Annotated in this window: 14 protein-coding genes and 1 tRNA gene; 1 reads left to right on the forward strand and 14 read right to left on the reverse strand. The window is 42.2% G+C overall.

The annotated features are described in order from the left end of the window. Nucleotides 1-195: 195 nt before the first annotated feature. Complete coding sequence (locus tag AC5YCE_RS14345; protein WP_496172490.1) at nt 196-1,566, reverse strand: Na+/H+ antiporter family protein; 1,371 nt, start codon at nt 1,564-1,566, stop codon at nt 196-198. 99 nt (nt 1,567-1,665) lie between these two features. Further along, nucleotides 1,666-2,538 carry an alpha/beta fold hydrolase gene (locus AC5YCE_RS14350; protein ID WP_496172491.1) on the reverse strand — a complete coding sequence of 291 codons (873 nt, stop codon included), beginning with the start codon at nt 2,536-2,538 and terminating at the stop codon, nt 1,666-1,668. Between the two features lie 124 nt (nt 2,539-2,662). Between AC5YCE_RS14350 and AC5YCE_RS14355 the strand changes: the two genes are divergently transcribed. Further along, the gene (locus AC5YCE_RS14355) at nt 2,663-3,151 is read left to right on the forward strand and encodes a PaaI family thioesterase (RefSeq protein ID WP_496172492.1); all 489 of its coding nucleotides are present in this window, start codon (nt 2,663-2,665) and stop codon (nt 3,149-3,151) included. Nucleotides 3,152-3,210: 59 nt separating this feature from the next. Here AC5YCE_RS14355 and AC5YCE_RS14360 read toward each other — a convergent pair whose 3' ends face one another. From AC5YCE_RS14360 to tuf, 12 genes are all read right to left on the reverse strand, one after another. Beyond that, complete coding sequence (locus AC5YCE_RS14360) at nt 3,211-3,567, reverse strand: YMGG-like glycine zipper-containing protein (RefSeq protein ID WP_496172493.1); 357 nt, start codon at nt 3,565-3,567, stop codon at nt 3,211-3,213. 122 nt (nt 3,568-3,689) lie between these two features. After that, nucleotides 3,690-4,256, reverse strand: a complete 567-nt coding sequence (locus AC5YCE_RS14365; protein ID WP_496172494.1) for a hypothetical protein — start codon at nt 4,254-4,256, stop codon at nt 3,690-3,692. A 189-nt stretch (nt 4,257-4,445) separates the two neighbouring features. After that, nucleotides 4,446-8,639 (reverse strand): DNA-directed RNA polymerase subunit beta', encoded by a 4,194-nt coding sequence (gene rpoC / locus AC5YCE_RS14370; protein WP_496125731.1) that lies wholly within the window; start codon nt 8,637-8,639, stop codon nt 4,446-4,448. 152 nt (nt 8,640-8,791) lie between these two features. Beyond that, on the reverse strand, nt 8,792-12,880 hold the full coding sequence (rpoB, locus tag AC5YCE_RS14375; protein ID WP_496125730.1) for a DNA-directed RNA polymerase subunit beta: 4,089 nt from the start codon (nt 12,878-12,880) through the stop codon (nt 8,792-8,794). A 305-nt stretch (nt 12,881-13,185) separates the two neighbouring features. Next, entirely contained in the window at nt 13,186-13,551 is a 366-nt protein-coding gene (gene rplL / locus AC5YCE_RS14380; RefSeq protein ID WP_496125729.1) for a 50S ribosomal protein L7/L12, read from the reverse strand. Between the two features lie 48 nt (nt 13,552-13,599). Then, a complete protein-coding gene (gene rplJ / locus AC5YCE_RS14385) occupies nt 13,600-14,106 on the reverse strand; it encodes a 50S ribosomal protein L10 (protein WP_496125728.1) in 507 nt (168 codons plus the stop codon). 305 nt (nt 14,107-14,411) lie between these two features. Next, the gene (gene rplA, locus AC5YCE_RS14390) at nt 14,412-15,107 is read right to left on the reverse strand and encodes a 50S ribosomal protein L1 (protein WP_005095271.1); all 696 of its coding nucleotides are present in this window, start codon (nt 15,105-15,107) and stop codon (nt 14,412-14,414) included. A gap of 3 nt (nt 15,108-15,110) precedes the next feature. After that, nucleotides 15,111-15,539: a 50S ribosomal protein L11 gene (gene rplK / locus AC5YCE_RS14395; protein ID WP_004868049.1), complete on the reverse strand. Its 429-nt coding sequence runs from the start codon at nt 15,537-15,539 to the stop codon at nt 15,111-15,113. A gap of 118 nt (nt 15,540-15,657) precedes the next feature. Continuing rightward, nucleotides 15,658-16,191 (reverse strand): transcription termination/antitermination protein NusG, encoded by a 534-nt coding sequence (gene nusG, locus AC5YCE_RS14400; protein WP_496125726.1) that lies wholly within the window; start codon nt 16,189-16,191, stop codon nt 15,658-15,660. A 7-nt stretch (nt 16,192-16,198) separates the two neighbouring features. Then, nucleotides 16,199-16,639 (reverse strand): preprotein translocase subunit SecE, encoded by a 441-nt coding sequence (gene secE / locus AC5YCE_RS14405; RefSeq protein ID WP_496125725.1) that lies wholly within the window; start codon nt 16,637-16,639, stop codon nt 16,199-16,201. A gap of 76 nt (nt 16,640-16,715) precedes the next feature. Continuing rightward, nucleotides 16,716-16,791: transfer RNA gene (locus AC5YCE_RS14410), tRNA-Trp, on the reverse strand. Nucleotides 16,792-16,837: 46 nt separating this feature from the next. Further along, nucleotides 16,838-18,028 (reverse strand): elongation factor Tu, encoded by a 1,191-nt coding sequence (tuf, locus tag AC5YCE_RS14415; protein WP_496125792.1) that lies wholly within the window; start codon nt 18,026-18,028, stop codon nt 16,838-16,840. Nucleotides 18,029-18,033 lie beyond the last annotated feature (5 nt).

The raw sequence follows: 18,033 nt of genomic DNA on the forward strand, positions 1-18,033 counted from the left end.
CAATATTTATATACAATTGATATTTATAAATATTTAATTAATTATACTAATTTAGTTGGTTTTATTATTAACTTATAACATTATTGAAATTAAGGAGATCTTATTATTAAATAAATCTAAACCCAACCTTTTTAATACGAATTAAAATAAGAAAAAGGCGATATATATCGCCTTTTTATATTGATCAAATGTTGATTAAAGGATCATCGCAGCAATCCAACCAAAAATCATTAAAGGAATGTTGTAATGAATAAAGGTCGGAATCACGCTGTCTTTCATATGATCATGTTGACCATCCATATTTAATCCAGAAGTTGGACCTAAAGTGGAGTCTGAAGCTGGAGAACCCGCATCACCTAGCGCAGCAGCAGTCCCGATAATCGCAATGGTTGCAGCTGGACTAAAACCAAATTGAAGGCACAAAGGCACGTAAATAATCGCCAAAATAGGAACAGTTGAGAAAGAAGATCCAATCCCTAAAGTGATCAATAGACCAATCAATAACATCCAAAATGCAGCTAAGCCTTGGCTATCACCAATCCACTGTACAGATGCTGCAACCAGAGTAGGTACTTGACCTGTGGCTGAAATCACAGCAGCAAAACCTTGCGCAGCAATCATGATAAACCCAACCAACGCCATCATGCGCATACCCGTGATAATCACATCATCGGCTTCTTTCCACTTGAAAATGCCTGCGCAGCTTAAAATTGCAACCCCGACTAAGCCTGCAAGAATCATTGACTCAGATTCAACCTGAACCCATAAGGTCACAACTACGGCAATGATCGCCATGAGAATCGTAAATTGAGCCACTTTAGGTTGTGCAGGCCCAGACTCGTCATTCAGTTCCCCAGAAATCGTTTTTTGAGTACTCTCAACTTTTAGCTCTTCATATTCACGAGGTTTACGATAAGTAAAGAAAATCGCAATAAGTAAACCAATAAACATGCCAAACACAGGGAGAGCCATTGCCGATGGAATTTGGTCATAAGTAATGTTAAAACCCAATGGCGCACCAAAAGTATTGATGTTTTGACCTAAAATATCATTCAGGAAAATCGCACCGAACCCAAATGGAACCAACATATAGGTTGCAACCAAACCAAACGTGAGTACACACGCAATCAGACGACGATCCAATTTAAGATGGTTAAATACGCTAAGTAATGGTGGGATCAAGACTGGAATAAAAGCAATATGCACCGGAATCACGTTCTGTGAACAAATCGCAGCAACAGCGACGGTCACAAAAATCAGATATTTGACACGATTTTGCGCTTTAAGATCACCTTTGCCTTTCAACATCGTGACCAATTTATAAGCCAATAAGTCAGGCAAACCTGAACGCGCCAAAGTCAGTGCAAAGGCACCAAGAACACCATAAGCCAATGCAATTTGAGCACCTTTACCCAAACCACCATTGAAAGCTTCCATTGTTCCTTGAAGACCTAACCCAGCTAAAAGACCGCCTGTAACCGCACCGATGATCAGGGCAAAAACCACAGGTACACGAGCCAAAGATAGGCCAAACATGACCCCAATGGCAGCAAGAATTGCGAACATAGGAATTTTGATTATAAGAAAAAGGAGCATTTTATCAGAGTTTAAAGATAAAATTACTCCAGTTATCTAAACGTCATTAATCGCTAAAATATATTGGAATTAGCTATGATTTTTTTGCGCAAATTTCTGAATATAACTGGCGATTTCTTCCGAATGGCTTAGCACTGCCCAATGATTTGCATCCACTTCTACACGTTCAAAAGACTCCACCCATTTTGGAATTTCATCAATTAATTCTGGACTGACGTATTTATCACGTTTTAACACAACTGCTTGCACTGGACAAATTGCATGGCGCTGTCGAGGCATTGTTAAACGAGGAATAAAGTTCGCTCTATACAATGCGACACCATGCTCACCATCTTGAGAAATATTTTGGTTAACAGGTAAACCTTTGGCATCTTCTAAGATTTCAAAAATTTTCTCCCAACGATCTGGATTTAAAAAATTCCACAGGGTTGGAGCCACAATAGGCAATTGGAATAAAACGATATACCAAGACTTGATCAATTGTTTAAAGAATTTTGGCTTTTGGTGCTTAAACTGTTCTCTCATCCAAAAAGCCGCATGATCCAAACAAGGCCCTGAAATCGTGGTATAGGACAAAATTCGATTTTTAAATTTAGCTTCTGTCACCGACTCCCAAGTTTGAATAGAACCCCAGTCATGGGCTGCTACATGAAACGAACGCTTAGGAAGTAACGAATTCACAACACTTTCAAAATCAAGCGATAATTGCGCTAATGTGTACGCTTTTATGCGTTTGGGAACACTAGATTGACCCGCCCCTCTTACATCATAAGTCACCACATAGAAGTCTTGAATTAAATGAGCGATGATCAGCTCCCAAACCTCCTGATTATCAGGATATCCGTGAACTAAAACCAAAGCGGGTTTAGATGGATGACCCCATGTTTTAGCATAAAGTTTTTGTTGATCTTGGGTACTAATCCAGTGCGATTCAAATTGCATAATGCGGCTTCCTTATTGTATTATTATTGACCAATAAAATACGGCTCTAGGGCATTTTGATCAATGTCAGGATATTTTTTCTAATTTAGTATGCAATTTCATGCCATAAAAAAAATTGACCGTAATGAGTATTTTAAAAAAGTTGGCGACAATCCCGCTTATTTCTAAATATATGTTTAATCATTTTGCACCTTTTCAAGGTGCGGGTATTGTGATTGATAAACTCGATCTTAAAAATTATCACATTCGCGTCAAAATGCCACTCACCCGACACAACAAAAATATTGTAGGCGTTCATTTTGGTGGCAGTTTATATGCCATGGTTGATCCATTTTATATGTCACTGTTGATGCATCATTTAGGGTCTAAATATATAGTTTGGGATAAAGCCGCTAATATCGAATTTTTAACACCGGGTCGGAGTACCGTCTATGCTGATTTTCGATTAAATGCTGAAGAGATCAATACCATTAAGGCATTAGCAGATAATTTTGCACCGGTATATCGCAACTATGAAATCAATATTTTAGATGAATCAGGTTCGCGTGTGGCCAAGGTCAGTAAAACCCTTTACATCCGTAGAAAGAAAGCGCATGGCAGTCGTTTCAAATAAAAAAAGCGCTTATATCAAGCGCTTTTTTCAAAATCACATTTAAGCTTAGCCTGAAATGCTTAACGTTTTTGCTCAAGTGCAGCGCCTGCGCCACCACCAATTGCACCACCGATCGCTGCACCAGAGTTACCACCAAAAATACTCTTGCCAATCGCTGAACCTACAGCACCACCTACGCCACTATACGTTGCATTACGATCTGAACCACTCTGCGTTTTACTTCCGACAGCAGCACCTGCACCACCGCCCAGTGTAGCACCAACGCCACCTCCGACATTGTTACCGACACCACCACCAATTGCACCACCTAGTGCAGCAGCACCAACGCGTTGTTGCGATGGTGACATACTTTCACAGCCCGCTAACAAAAAGCTTGAAATGGTTGCAACAGCAACGATACTTGCTAATTTTTTCATGATTAGATCCTTGTCCTAGCAGTTTGATTTAATCATACCTACTTTCTGTGTATGCAATTAAAGCATCATGTTATCCAATCCAATACATTTGAGTTATTTTTGTAAAATTGAATAGCATTCACTTAATCATTATTTTTATCAGCAGCATCTTTGGTTTCACCAAAAATCACAATATCTCTCGTAGTAACACCACTTTCTTTAGCAACAGCATGCGTTACTTTTTCTTGGGCTTGTTTATTGCTGATTTGCTCAAGTTGTAACTCTCGATGAATCAGTTCACCATCTTTTTTAATTTCCACACCAGCAGCATCAACTGTTTTCTTCTCACCAATCAATTCACCATCTTGGGTAATTTTTGTAGTCAATTCAATTTTAGATGTCGGTACGATAACACTACCCTGCTTAATGACAGGATTTGACATTTGTTTTTCAGAAAAGGTGCTTTCTTTATCTTGCAGCTCAATATCACGAGCAACGATATATTTTCCTTGATTAGTCACTTCAAAAATCGTTGCAGTCACTGTACGAACAGGCTCTTGCCCTTCAACTCTACGAATGATCTGTGTTTTAACGACAGGTACAACGGCTTTATCATCTACAATAATCGAGTTTGGCATGGGTTTGCCTGTGGCAAAGCTTGAAACCAGTGTTAGTAGACCCAGAGACAACACACGAGTTGAATGATTCATCGATATAACCCCATATAATTTTTAAAGATTTATAAGCAAAAATGTTTATTTTTAAACATATATTTTAAATATAGGAAATAATCCATCATAAATAAAGCTTTATCTTTCACATTTCAATTCAGTATTTTTAGCCCTAAATTTTCGTATAAAAAAGCCACCCGAAGGTGGCTTTTTTATTTCAAGTTAAACTTAGAATTGATCTTCGTTTAATGCTTGAGAGAATGCTTGGTCTACTTCAGAGAAGTCATTGACCAATTCGTATTCTGCAGCTTCTGCTTCTTGACGACGACGCTCAAGATGGTAAGCCAAACCTGTACCCGCTGGGATCAAACGACCTACAACCACGTTCTCTTTCAAGCCACGTAATTCATCTTCTTTACCTGTTACAGCCGCTTCAGTTAACACACGTGTTGTTTCCTGGAACGATGCAGCAGAAATGAACGAGTCAGTAGAAAGTGATGCTTTGGTGATACCCATCAATTGACGTTCAAACTTCGCTGGGAACTTGTTCTGAGCAAGTACAGCTTGGTTTTCGCCAACAACACGAATGTAATCCACTTGTTCGCCCTTGATGAAGCTTGTATCACCGCCATCAGTGATATCAACTTTACGAAGCATTTGACGTACGATTACTTCAATATGCTTGTCGTTGATTTTTACACCTTGGAGACGGTATACGTCTTGCACTTCATTCACGATGTAATTTGTAAGCGCAACTTCGCCTTTCAAACGTAAAATATCGTGCGGGTTTTGTGGGCCATCAGAAATCGTCTCACCACGGTTCACATGCTCGCCTTCGAACACGTTAATCGTACGCCATTTTGGAATAAGCTCTTCATAAATTTCAGAGCCATCTGTCGGCGTAATTACAAGACGGTTTTTACCTTTAGTCTCTTTACCAAAGCTCACGACACCTGAAATTTCAGCAAGAATTGCATGCTCTTTCGGTTTACGTGCTTCAAATAAATCCGCTACGCGTGGAAGACCACCGGTAATATCACGAGTACGTGAAGTTTCTTGTGGAACACGACCAATAACGTCACCCACACCAATTGTTTCGCCATCACGGACAGTCACAATCGTATTTTGTGGCAAGAAGTAGAACTGTTCACCGCCGTCAGTTGTGTCTAACACAACCGCTGGACGTAAATCTTTACCTGAAGCAGGACGAGCCGTTACAGGAAGGATTTCAACAGTCGTCATACCTGTTGCATCATCAGTTTTAGAGGTTGCAGTTACGCCGTCAGCGATTTGGCTGAAACGTACTTTACCCGCAACTTCTGTAACCAATGGATGTGTATGCGGATCCCAAGTCGCGACGATACCACCTGCTTCAATTGATTCGCCATCTTTAAGCAAGATAGACGCACCATAAGGAAGTTTATAGCGTTCACGCTCACGACCGATATCATCGGTAATACCGATTTCACCAGAACGAGAAACAGAAACCAAGTGCCCTTTCGCGTGTTGTACAGTTTTCACGTTATGGAAACGTACCGCACCACCGTTACGAACTTGTACGCTGTTTGCAGCAGACGTTCGGCTCGCAGCACCACCAACGTGGAACGTACGCATGGTTAACTGTGTACCTGGCTCACCAATGGATTGAGCAGCCATTACACCCACTGATTCACCTGGGTTCACTAAGTGACCGCGAGCAAGGTCACGACCATAACATTTCGCACATACGCCGAAAGTAGATGCACAGTTGACAACTGAACGTACTTTCACTTCATCGACACCGCTATCTTCTAGGAAGTTAGCAAGTTTTTCGTCAATCAACGTGTTACGTGGAAGAACAACTTCATCAGAACCTGGTTTCTTCGCATCTTCAGCAAGTACACGACCCAATACTCGAGCACCAAGGTTTTCGATTACATCGCCGCCTTGAATAAACGGAGTCATAACAAGACCGTCTAAAGTACCGCAATCTGGTTCAGTAATCACCAAATCTTGTGCTACGTCTACAAGACGACGCGTCAAGTAACCCGAGTTCGCGGTTTTCAATGCTGTATCGGCCAAACCTTTACGCGCACCGTGTGTTGAAATGAAGTACTGAAGTACTGTCAAACCTTCACGGAAGTTTGCTTTAATAGGCGTTTCAATGATCGAGCCATCTGGTTTCGCCATCAAACCACGCATACCCGCTAACTGACGAATCTGAGCTGCCGAACCACGGGCACCTGAGTCAGACATCATGTAGATCGAGTTGAATGATTTTTGCTTCTCATCTTCACCCTGTTTGTTTTTAACAGTAGTGAAAGACAAGTTATCCATCATCGCTTTCGCGACTTGGTCATTTGTACGCGCCCAAATATCGACAACTTTGTTATAACGCTCACCCGCAGTTACGAAACCTTGTTCGAACTGTTGTTCAATTTCACGTACTTCAACTTCAGCTTTTTCAATAATGGCGTATTTAGCAGGTGGAATCACCATGTCTTCCATACCCACCGATACGCCTGAACGTGTCGCTTGACGGAAACCTAAGTACATCAATTGGTCAGCGAAGATAACAGTATCTTTTAAACCAAGCTTACGGTAGCAAGAGTTGATTAACTTCGAAATGTTCTTTTTGGTCATCTCAAGGTTGATCATATCGAAGCTTAAGCCTTCAGGCACAACTTCCCAGAGCAAACAACGACCTGGAGTTGTATCCACGATAATTGTTTGTTGCTCTCTATTGCCGTTGTCATCGATCACAGTTTGATGAACACGCGCTTTTACGCGAGCATGTAGATCCACTTGACCCGTCGCAAGTGCACGGTTTACTTCGTGAGTATCCGCGAACACCATGCCTTCACCTTTGACATTGATTGCATCACGAGAGATGTAATACAAGCCTAAGACAACGTCCTGAGACGGTACGATGATTGGCTCACCGTTCGCTGGAGACAAGATGTTGTTGGTCGACATCATTAACGCACGAGCTTCTAATTGAGCTTCAAGTGTTAATGGAACGTGTACCGCCATTTGGTCACCGTCGAAGTCGGCGTTAAATGCCGCACATACTAACGGATGAAGACGGATCGCTTTACCTTCGATCAAGGTCGGTTCAAATGCTTGAAGACCCAAACGGTGAAGTGTTGGCGCACGGTTCAACATCACTGGATGTTGACGAATAACAGATGCAAGAACGTCCCAAACTTCTGGAGTCTCGCGCTCAACCATTTTCTTCGCAGCTTTAATGGTTGTTGCTTGGCCAGATGCTTGTAGTTTAGCGAAAATGAATGGCTTGAATAGTTCAAGTGCCATTTTCTTCGGAAGACCACATTGGTGTAAACGTAATGTAGGACCTACGGTAATTACCGAACGACCTGAATAATCGACACGTTTACCCAACAAGTTTTGACGGAAACGACCTTGTTTACCTTTGATCATGTCTGCCAAAGATTTAAGAGGACGTTTGTTCGAACCTGTAATTGCGCGACCACGACGACCATTATCAAGCAATGCATCTACAGACTCTTGTAACATACGTTTTTCGTTACGTACGATAATGTCTGGTGCAGCAAGATCAAGAAGACGTTTTAAACGGTTGTTACGGTTAATCACACGACGGTAAAGATCATTCAAGTCAGAAGTCGCGAAACGACCACCTTCAAGCGGAACTAACGGACGAAGATCAGGTGGAAGTACTGGAAGTACAGTTAACACCATCCATTCTGGTTTGTTGTTCGATTCTTTAAACGCTTCCATCAACTTCAAACGTTTCGATGCTTTTTTAAGCTTCGTTTCTGAAGTTGTGTTTGGAATTTCTTCACGTAAACGAGAAATCTCATTTTCAAGATCGATGTCTTTCAACAAATCTTGAATCGCTTCAGCACCCATTTTCGCAGTGAATTCATCACCGTGCTCTTCTAAAGCATTGAAGTATTCTTCATCGTTCAGAAGTTGGTATTTCTCAAATGGAGTCATACCAGGGTCAGTAACCACATAAGATTCGAAATACAATACACGTTCAATATCACGTAAGGTCATGTCTAATAACAGACCGATACGAGATGGTAATGATTTCAAGAACCAAATGTGCGCAACAGGTGATGCAAGGTCAATATGACCCATACGCTCACGACGAACTTTCGCAGTTGTTACTTCAACGCCACATTTTTCACAAATGACGCCTTTGTATTTCATACGCTTGTATTTACCGCACAAGCATTCGTAATCTTTGACTGGACCAAAGATTTTGGCACAGAATAAACCATCGCGTTCTGGCTTGAACGTACGATAGTTAATGGTTTCAGGCTTTTTAACTTCACCATGAGACCATGACTTAATCATTTCTGGTGATGCAAGACCAATACGGATGCGGTCAAACTCTACAGGAGCATGACCGTCTGAATCCGTCTTTTTGCGCATGATATCGAGCAAGTCTTTCAATTTTTTTCTCCGTGTGTTGTGGAGATTTTCACTCAACAACTGGGTCACAAATATTGTTTTTTAACTGAATTTAAATCCCCCTCAGTCCCCCTTTGTTAAGGGGGAAGTCCCTCTTTTTCAAAGAGGGATTTAGGGAGATTTAATGGAGAGTCTTAGTCACCATTTTTCAGTTCAATGTTGATACCTAAAGAACGGATCTCTTTGGTCAATACGTTGAACGATTCAGGCATACCTGGATCCATGAAATGGTTACCATCTACGATGTTTTTGTAGATACGAGTACGACCTTCAACGTCATCCGACTTCACAGTCAGCATTTCTTGGAGCGTATATGCTGCGCCATATGCTTCTAGTGCCCAGACTTCCATCTCACCGAAACGCTGACCACCGAATTGAGCTTTACCACCCAATGGCTGTTGCGTCACTAGAGAGTAAGAACCAGTAGAACGCGCATGCATTTTGTCATCTACCAAGTGGTTCAGTTTCAACATGTACATGTAACCCACAGTTACAGGACGGTCAAAACGCTCACCTGTGCGACCATCATACAATACTGTTTGACCAGTACGTGACAGACCACCAAGTTCTAATAAGTCTTTAATTTGTGACTCTTCAGCACCATCAAATACAGGTGTCGCTAAAGGAACACCAGCACGTAAGTTGCCAGAAAGTTTTAAGATTTCATCATCAGTTAAGCTGTCAAGATCTTCTTGCTCGCCACCAACTTTGTTGTAAATCTTGTCTAAGAATTCACGAAGTTCAAGGACTGTACGTTGCTCTTGCATCATCTTGTCGATTTTATCGCCAAGACCTTTAGCCGCCATACCCAAGTGAGTTTCGAGAATCTGACCCACGTTCATACGTGATGGTACACCCAGTGGGTTCAACACGATATCAACAGGAACACCATTCGCGTCATGTGGCATGTCTTCTACGGGTAAGATGTTTGATACAACACCCTTGTTCCCATGACGACCCGCCATTTTATCACCCGGTTGGATGCGACGTTTTACAGCCAAGTAAACTTTAACAACTTTCAATACGCCAGTTGTCAGTTCATCACCTGTCGAAAGTTTGCGTTTTTTCTCAGCAAATTTCTCATCAATTTCAAGGCTCTTCTCTTTCAAGAACACTTGAATTTGACTTAAACGTTCAGCAATCGCTTCATCCACAGGTTGGATTTCCAACAAGTCAACAAGCTCTAAACCTGACAACAATGCATCATTGAGCTTGTCACCACGTCTCGTTGTACCGCCACCGTTAGATTCTTGACCGTTTAGTAAACGGATAATACGTTCACGCGCAGCTTCTTCGAAGATTTTGTATTCTTCTTTCAAATCTTTACGGTATGCATCTAGTTGAGCTTTCTCAATAGCTTGAGCACGTTCATCTTTTTCAATGCCATCACGTGTAAAGACTTGAACATCAATCACTGTACCTTTCACAGATGAAGATACACGTAAAGATGAGTCTTTTACGTCAGCCGCTTTTTCACCGAAGATTGCACGAAGCAATTTTTCTTCTGGTGTCAATTGCGTTTCACCCTTAGGCGTTACTTTACCAACAAGAATGTCACCGGCAGAAACTTCAGCACCGATATAAACGATACCTGATTCATCAAGTTTCGATAATGCAGCTTCACCTACGTTAGGAATATCGGCAGTAATTTCTTCTGCGCCCAACTTAGTATCACGTGCGACACATGACAATTCTTGAATATGAATCGAAGTTAAGCGATCTTCTTGAAGAACACGCTCAGATAATAAAATCGAGTCTTCATAGTTGTAACCGTTCCAAGTCATGAACGCGACACGCATGTTCTGACCCAATGCAAGCTCACCGCCATCTGTCGATGGACCATCAGCCAATACATCGCCACGACCTACTTTATCACCAATGTTCACAAGAACTTTTTGGTTAATACAGGTGTTTTGGTTCGAGCGCGTGTATTTGATCAAGTTGTAGATATCTACACCAGCTTCACCAGCGATCATTTCATCTTCGTTGACACGGATAACAACACGAGAAGCATCTACGTATTCAATACGACCACCACGACCCGCGATCACACATACACCAGAGTCATGCGCTACGTTCGCTTCCATACCCGTACCTACGAGTGGTTTGTCAGCGATTAACGTAGGCACAGCCTGACGTTGCATGTTTGAACCCATCAATGCACGGTTGGCATCATCGTGTTCTAGAAACGGAATCAGTGACGCAGCGACAGAAACAACCTGCTGAGCAGATACATCCATATGCGTTACTTTTTCAGGCGGCATACGTACGAAGTCACCTTGATGACGTACAGATACAACTTCTTCTGTCAAATTGCCATCTTTATCCATTGCAGAATCGGCCTGTGCAATGACAGTACCCACTTCTTCAATTGCAGATAAATATTCGATGTCCATGGTTACACGACCATCAACAACTTTACGGTACGGTGTTTCCAAGAAACCGAAATTGTTTGCTTTCGCATAAACAGACAATGAGTTGATCAAACCAATGTTTGGTCCCTCAGGTGTCTCAATTGGACATACACGACCATAATGCGTTTGATGTACGTCACGAACTTCAAAGCCCGCACGCTCACGTGTCAAACCACCAGGTCCAAGTGCCGATACACGACGTTTATGCGTGATTTCAGACAATGGGTTGTTTTGGTCCATGAACTGAGACAATTGGCTTGAACCAAAGAATTCTTTGATTGCAGCAGCCACCGGCTTCGCGTTGATCAAATCTTGTGGAGACAAGTTATCTGTTTCAGCTTGGCTTAAACGCTCTTTAACCGCACGTTCAACACGAACTAGACCCACACGGAATTGGTTTTCTGTCATTTCACCAACAGAACGAACACGACGGTTACCCAAGTGATCGATATCGTCAACTTCGCCTTTACCGTTACGGATTTCAACCAAAGTTTTCAATACATCAATGATATCTTCGTTAGAAAGAATACCTTCAACTTCACGAGACTTCTGATCCGTACCCACTTCGTAAGGACGACCCAAACGACGGTTAAACTTCATACGACCGACTGGAGACAAGTCATAACGCTCAGAAGAGAAGAACAAGTTATTAAACAAGTTTTCTGCAGCTTCTTTGGTTGGTGGCTCACCTGGACGCATGACTTTGTAGATTTCTACCAACGCTTCTTCACGACCCGAAGTCGTATCAGCACGAAGTGAATCTGCAATGAATGAACCATGATCGATGTCATTGGTATAAAGTACGTTGAATTGTTTAACGCCACCTTCAGCCAATTTCACCATGATTTCATGGCTTAATACTGTGTTTGCTGCAATCACGTCGCCATTATGAAGCTTAACGTCTTCAGCAATAATACGTTCGTACAAGTACTCATCAGGAACAGCAAGCTTCGTTAAGCCAGCAGCTTCCATTTGACGTACGTGACGCGCATTGATACGTTTACCTTGCTCAACAATCGCTTTGCCGTCAGCATCAAGAATGTCAAATTGAGCCATTTCGCCACGCAGACGTTCAGGCACAAGGTCAATTTGGTAACTACCCATGTCTAGATATACAGGAACTTTTTCATAGAACATGTCTAGAATTTGTTCATTTGTATAATTCAACGCACGTAGAACAACGGTCGCAAGCAATTTACGACGACGGTCAATACGAACGTAAACTAGATCTTTGGCATCGAACTCAAAGTCTAACCATGAACCACGGTAAGGAATGATACGAGCTGAATAAAGCACTTTACCGCTTGAATGCGTTTTGCCTTTATCATGATCAAAGAACACACCAGGTGAACGGTGTAATTGAGATACGATTACACGCTCAGTACCGTTAATAACAAAGGTACCGTTCTGTGTCATGAGTGGCATTTCACCCATGTACACTTCTTGTTCGCGTACGTCTTTGATAGATTTCGTTTCGCGATCTTTAATGATCAGACGAATTTTTACGCGCATTGGTGCCGCATAAGTCGAGCCACGAAGAATACATTCGCGAACATCAAACTCTGGTTTACCAAGGCTATACTCAACGAATTCTAAAGCAGCATTCCCAGAATAGCTTTCGATTGGAAAAACTGAACGAAATGCGGCTTGGAGACCGATATCTTCGCGGTTTTTTGGTGTTTTGCCGTCTTGAAGGAATGTTCTATACGAGTCGACCTGAATCGAAAGCAAGTACGGAGCATCCATCACACTCGGCAATTTACCAAAATTCTTACGGATCCGTTTCTTTTCGGTATATGAGTATGCCATCTGGAGTCCTCGGAAAGTAAACTAAACCCGCCTGCAGAACGGGTTTAGAAGGAATTACGTAGGTCGATATGACCACCACCTTGTTCAAATGCTGCAATTTTCAGTGGTATTAAAACGCTTAACAATATTTTTAAACATGGAAAAATATTGGTAAGCATTTGATTTTATTTAATAATGTTAATTTTTGATGAATTTTACATCAAGTTAACAAAAATCGAGCCGATTATTGTAACGCAAAAAGGCTGATGACCCAAGAGCCATCAGCCATTTTTCGGGGTCAATTTAAAATCTGACCCCTGGTGAAATTACTTAACAGTAATTGTAGCACCAGTTTCTTCAAGTTTTTTCTTAAGTTCTTCAGCTTCTTCTTTAGAAATACCTTCTTTAAGAATAGCAGGAGCGCCTTCAACCATGTCTTTAGCTTCTTTCAAGCCAAGACCAGTAACTTCACGAACTGCTTTAATTACAGCAACTTTGTTCGCGCCGAAAGAAGTCAACTCAACGTTGAATTCTGATTGCTCTTCAGCAGCAGCAGCAGCAGGACCTGCAGCTACAGCTACAGCAGCAGCAGATACATTGAATTTCTCTTCGAAAGCAGAAATAAGTTCAACAAGTTCAAGAACAGTTTTTTCAGCAACTGCGTTTAGGATTTCTTCGTTTGTTAAAGCCATGAGAGTAACTCCAAATGGGTATTGAATGGTGTGAAATGAGTATTGAGCTTAAGCAGCTTCTGACTCGTTTTTCTCGTTGAGCGCTGTAAGTAAGCGACCCAATTTCGAAATAGGAGCTTGAAGAACGTTTGCAAGCATAGTAAGCGCTTTCTCTTGGTTTGGAAGATTAGCGATAACGCTAACTTCAGCACCTTGATAAACCTTGCCATCAAATGCAGCAGCTTTAAGTTCAAATGCTTTATTAGTTTTAGCGAATTCTTCGAACAAGCGTGCAGCAGCACCCATGTCATCAGCAGAAGTCGAGAAAGCTAAAATTGTTGGGCCAACAAGGTTGTCATTCAAGATATTAAATTGAGTATCTTGAAGAGCACGTTTAGCCAAAGTGTTACGAACTACACGAGTAGCAACACCTAGTTTACGAGCTTCAACACGTAGAGCAGTTAATTGCTCAACAGTTAAACCTTGGTAGTCAGCAACAACAGCAGCAAATGCAGTAGAAGCAACTTCAGTTACTTCCGCTACGATCTGTTTTTTGCCTTCGATAAGAAGAGCCATTGTAAAACCTCCTAACGGTGATTTATGTGCTTACGCGAAGCACACTCCCAATTCGTAAATCTATCGCTAGATTTACACGCGGAGGAGGAACAAAATCACACCACCGCGTCTACTCGGACTGGACTTTTAAGAAGCGAGCTCCTAAGAACCCGCCTCGCCCGAGGTCTTTGACGCTGATAAACTAAATTTATCAATTCAAAGTTTGCCTAAGTCTGCAAAATACGACGGAGCGTTTCTTGCGTAAGTTTCAAAGCAGTGCTTTAAAACTTACTCAGGGCTTTAAAATTCTGTAAGTAAGTCGAGACTTATTTAGAAACGTTAGCTACATCAACAATAAGACCAGGACCCATAGTTGAGCTCAAAGTGATCTTTTGGATGTATACGCCTTTAGAAGTAGCAGGTTTTAATCTTTTCAAATCAGCAACCAACGCTTCAACGTTTGAACGAACAGCTTCAGCAGTGAAACCTACTTGACCAATCGCAGCATGGATGATACCAGCTTTGTCTACGCGGTAACGAGCTTGACCAGCTTTTGCATTTTTAACTGCAGTCGCAACGTCAGGAGTTACAGTACCCACTTTCGGGTTTGGCATTAAGCCACGTGGACCAAGGATTGTACCTAATTTACCAACAACGCGCATTGCATCTGGAGCAGCAATCACAACGTCGAAGTCAAGGTTACCCGCTTGGATGCTCTCAGCAAGATCATCAAAACCAACAACATCTGCGCCTTCAGCTTTAGCAGCTTCAGCAGCAGCACCTTGAGCAAATACAGCTACACGTACAGTTTTACCAGTACCTGCAGGAAGTGTAGTCGCGCCACGAACAACCTGATCAGATTTACGTGGATCAACACCAAGGTTTACAGCGATATCCAAAGATTCTTTGAATTTAGGAGCTGGAAGGCTCTCTAAAACTGCAACTGCTTCTTCTAGCGTGTAAACTTTGTGCGCTTCTACAGCAGCAACAATCGCTTTTTGACGTTTAGTTAATTTAGCCATGTCTTAAAGCTCCACTTCCAAGCCCATAGAACGCGCAGAACCAGCAATGGTACGTACACGTGCGTCTAAATCAGCACCAGTTAAATCTGGTTCTTTAGTAGTCGCAATTTCTTCTAGTTGAGCACGAGTTAACTTACCAACTTTAGTTTTGTTAGGTACAGCTGAACCCTTTTGGATACCAGCAGCTTTCTTAAGAAGAATAGCAGCAGGAGGCGTTTTCATGATGAATGTGAACGACTTGTCGTTGTACACAGTGATCACGACTGGAATTGGAAGACCAGCTTCAACTTTTTGTGTAGCAGCATTGAATTCTTTACAGAACGCCATGATGTTAACACCACGTTGACCTAGTGCAGGACCAATCGGTGGAGATGGATTCGCTTTACCAGCTGGAACTTGCAGCTTGATATAGCCGTCAATCTTCTTAGCCATTTCAAATTACCTCTGGGTGCAAACGCCGATGAAGGCTCCCCAATATATTAAGTAACGATACCGTTACAACAACAATGCCCGATTCATCACAAATCGGGCGTTCTCGATCCAATGCAAATTAGATTGATTTTTCGACTTGACGAAATTCCAATTCAACTTGCGTTGGACGATTAAATACATTAATCGTCAACGTTAAACGTGACTTTTCGTACAGAACTTCTTCCACAACACCCTTAAAGTCTGTGAAAGGACCATCTGTAACCAATAATTCTTCGCCTGGTTCAAACATCGTCTTAGGACGTGGTGCTTCACCCGTATTGCGTACACGCGCAAGAATCGCATCAGCTTCTTTTTGCGTAATTGGAGCAGGCTTTTCAGCAGTACCACCAATAAAACCGAGGACTTTTGGACACTCTTTAACGATGTGCCAAGTATCATCATTCATTTCCATTTCGACTAACACATAGCCTGGAAAGAATTTACGCTCTGACTTACGTTTCTTACCATCCTTCATTTCCACTACTTCTTCAGTAGGGACAAGGACTTCACCAAAGCTATCAGCAACAGCGCTACGCTGGATTCGATCATTAAGCGAACGCATCACTTGTTTTTCATAGCCTGAATAGGCATGAATAATGTACCAACGTTTCATAGCTTATTTACCCGATAATTAACTTCATCAACCAGCCTATAATGTAATCAAAACACCATAAACCTACGGCTGTTATAACTACAACAAGTAAAACTTGCCAAGAGGCGGTCACTGTTTCTTGCTTTGTTGGCCAAATAACACGACGTAATTCGATACGCGCATCTTTCAACAAACGAACAAAGCCTTTGCCTTGATGGGTGGCGTATAATAAACCTAAAGCCCCAACGATACAAGCCAAAATTACCCCAACGCGCACCCAGACATTATTCGCCGGTGCCCAATATGCTGGAAGTTGTTGATTTACCATGAGTGCAGCAGCAAATAATACTAATGCAATAATCCATAAAACCACGTCAATTGGCGAACCAGATTGAACGACTTCAGCGGAATTGTTTCTTTGAGGTATTGGCGCTTCGCTTAATGCGTCACGCGATTTATCATTCGACATTTTTGTACTCGTCGTAGGATTCGCGACTTATTATATGACCAGTTGAGCCAGCATCAAGCTTTTTTTTAAAAATATCTGGCAGGCCAGGAGGGACTCGAACCCCCAACATTCGGTTTTGGAGACCGACGCTCTACCAATTGAACTACTGACCTATAACAAAACCGAGAATCGAAACCCTCGGTTTTAATATCATAACGATTATGCAGTTACTTTAGCAACAACACCAGCACCAACAGTACGACCACCTTCACGGATCGCAAAACGTAGACCTGGGTCCATTGCGATTGGGTGGATTAGTTCTACTGACATTTCTACGTTGTCACCAGGCATAACCATTTCAACGCCTTCTTGAAGAGAGATCGCGCCAGTTACGTCAGTTGTACGGAAGTAGAACTGTGGACGGTAACCGTTAAGGAATGGAGTATGACGACCACCTTCTTCTTTAGAAAGTACGTATACTTCTGCATCGAATTTAGTGTGCGGTTTGATCGCACCTGGTTTAGTCAATACTTGACCACGTTGAACGTCTTCACGTTTAGTACCACGTAGAAGTACACCACAGTTCTCGCCAGCACGACCTTCGTCAAGCAATTTACGGAACATTTCAACACCAGTAACTGTCGTTACTTGTGTATCACGGATACCAACGATTTCAACAGACTCGCCTACTTTAACGATACCAGACTCAACACGGCCAGTCACTACTGTACCACGACCTGAGATTGAGAATACGTCTTCGATTGGCATAAGGAATGCTTTATCGATTGCACGTTCTGGCTCTGGAATGTAAGAGTCAAGCGCTTCAACAAGAGCAACAACAGCTGGCTCGCCGTATTGACCTTGGTCACCGTTAAGTGCAAGAAGAGCAGAACCACGGATGATTGGAGTATCATCACCTGGGAAGTCATAAGTAGAAAGAAGTTCACGAACTTCCATTTCAACGAGTTCAAGAAGCTCTTCATCATCAACAAGGTCGCATTTGTTTAAGAATACAACGATGTAAGGTACACCTACCTGACGAGAAAGAAGGATGTGTTCACGAGTTTGTGGCATTGGACCATCAGTCGCAGCACATACAAGGATCGCACCATCCATCTGAGCAGCACCAGTAATCATGTTTTTAACATAATCGGCGTGACCTGGGCAGTCTACGTGTGCGTAGTGACGAATAACTGAGTCATACTCAACGTGTGAAGTATTAATCGTAATACCACGTGCTTTTTCTTCAGGTGCAGAGTCAATTGCAGCGTAGTCTTTCGCTTCGCCACCAAAAGTTTTTGCACAAACAGTTGCAATTGCAGCTGTTAAAGTTGTTTTACCATGGTCGACGTGACCAATTGTGCCCACGTTAACGTGTGGCTTATTACGTTCAAACTTAGCCTTAGCCATGAGAT

The sequence above is a fragment of the Acinetobacter sp. CY79 genome (assembly GCF_059515845.1).

Coding starts and splice junctions, on each gene's coding strand:
- AC5YCE_RS14345 (WP_496172490.1), bottom strand. CDS start 1,566: ATGTTCGCAATTCTTGCTGCCATTGGGGTCATGTTTGGCCTATCTTTG.
- AC5YCE_RS14350 (WP_496172491.1), bottom strand. CDS start 2,538: ATGCAATTTGAATCGCACTGGATTAGTACCCAAGATCAACAAAAACTT.
- AC5YCE_RS14355 (WP_496172492.1), top strand. CDS start 2,663: ATGAGTATTTTAAAAAAGTTGGCGACAATCCCGCTTATTTCTAAATAT.
- AC5YCE_RS14360 (WP_496172493.1), bottom strand. CDS start 3,567: ATGAAAAAATTAGCAAGTATCGTTGCTGTTGCAACCATTTCAAGCTTT.
- AC5YCE_RS14365 (WP_496172494.1), bottom strand. CDS start 4,256: ATGAATCATTCAACTCGTGTGTTGTCTCTGGGTCTACTAACACTGGTT.
- rpoB (WP_496125730.1), bottom strand. CDS start 12,880: ATGGCATACTCATATACCGAAAAGAAACGGATCCGTAAGAATTTTGGT.
- rplL (WP_496125729.1), bottom strand. CDS start 13,551: ATGGCTTTAACAAACGAAGAAATCCTAAACGCAGTTGCTGAAAAAACT.
- rplJ (WP_496125728.1), bottom strand. CDS start 14,106: ATGGCTCTTCTTATCGAAGGCAAAAAACAGATCGTAGCGGAAGTAACT.
- rplA (WP_005095271.1), bottom strand. CDS start 15,107: ATGGCTAAATTAACTAAACGTCAAAAAGCGATTGTTGCTGCTGTAGAA.
- rplK (WP_004868049.1), bottom strand. CDS start 15,539: ATGGCTAAGAAGATTGACGGCTATATCAAGCTGCAAGTTCCAGCTGGT.
- nusG (WP_496125726.1), bottom strand. CDS start 16,191: ATGAAACGTTGGTACATTATTCATGCCTATTCAGGCTATGAAAAACAA.
- secE (WP_496125725.1), bottom strand. CDS start 16,639: ATGTCGAATGATAAATCGCGTGACGCATTAAGCGAAGCGCCAATACCT.
- tuf (WP_496125792.1), bottom strand. CDS start 18,028: ATGGCTAAGGCTAAGTTTGAACGTAATAAGCCACACGTTAACGTGGGC.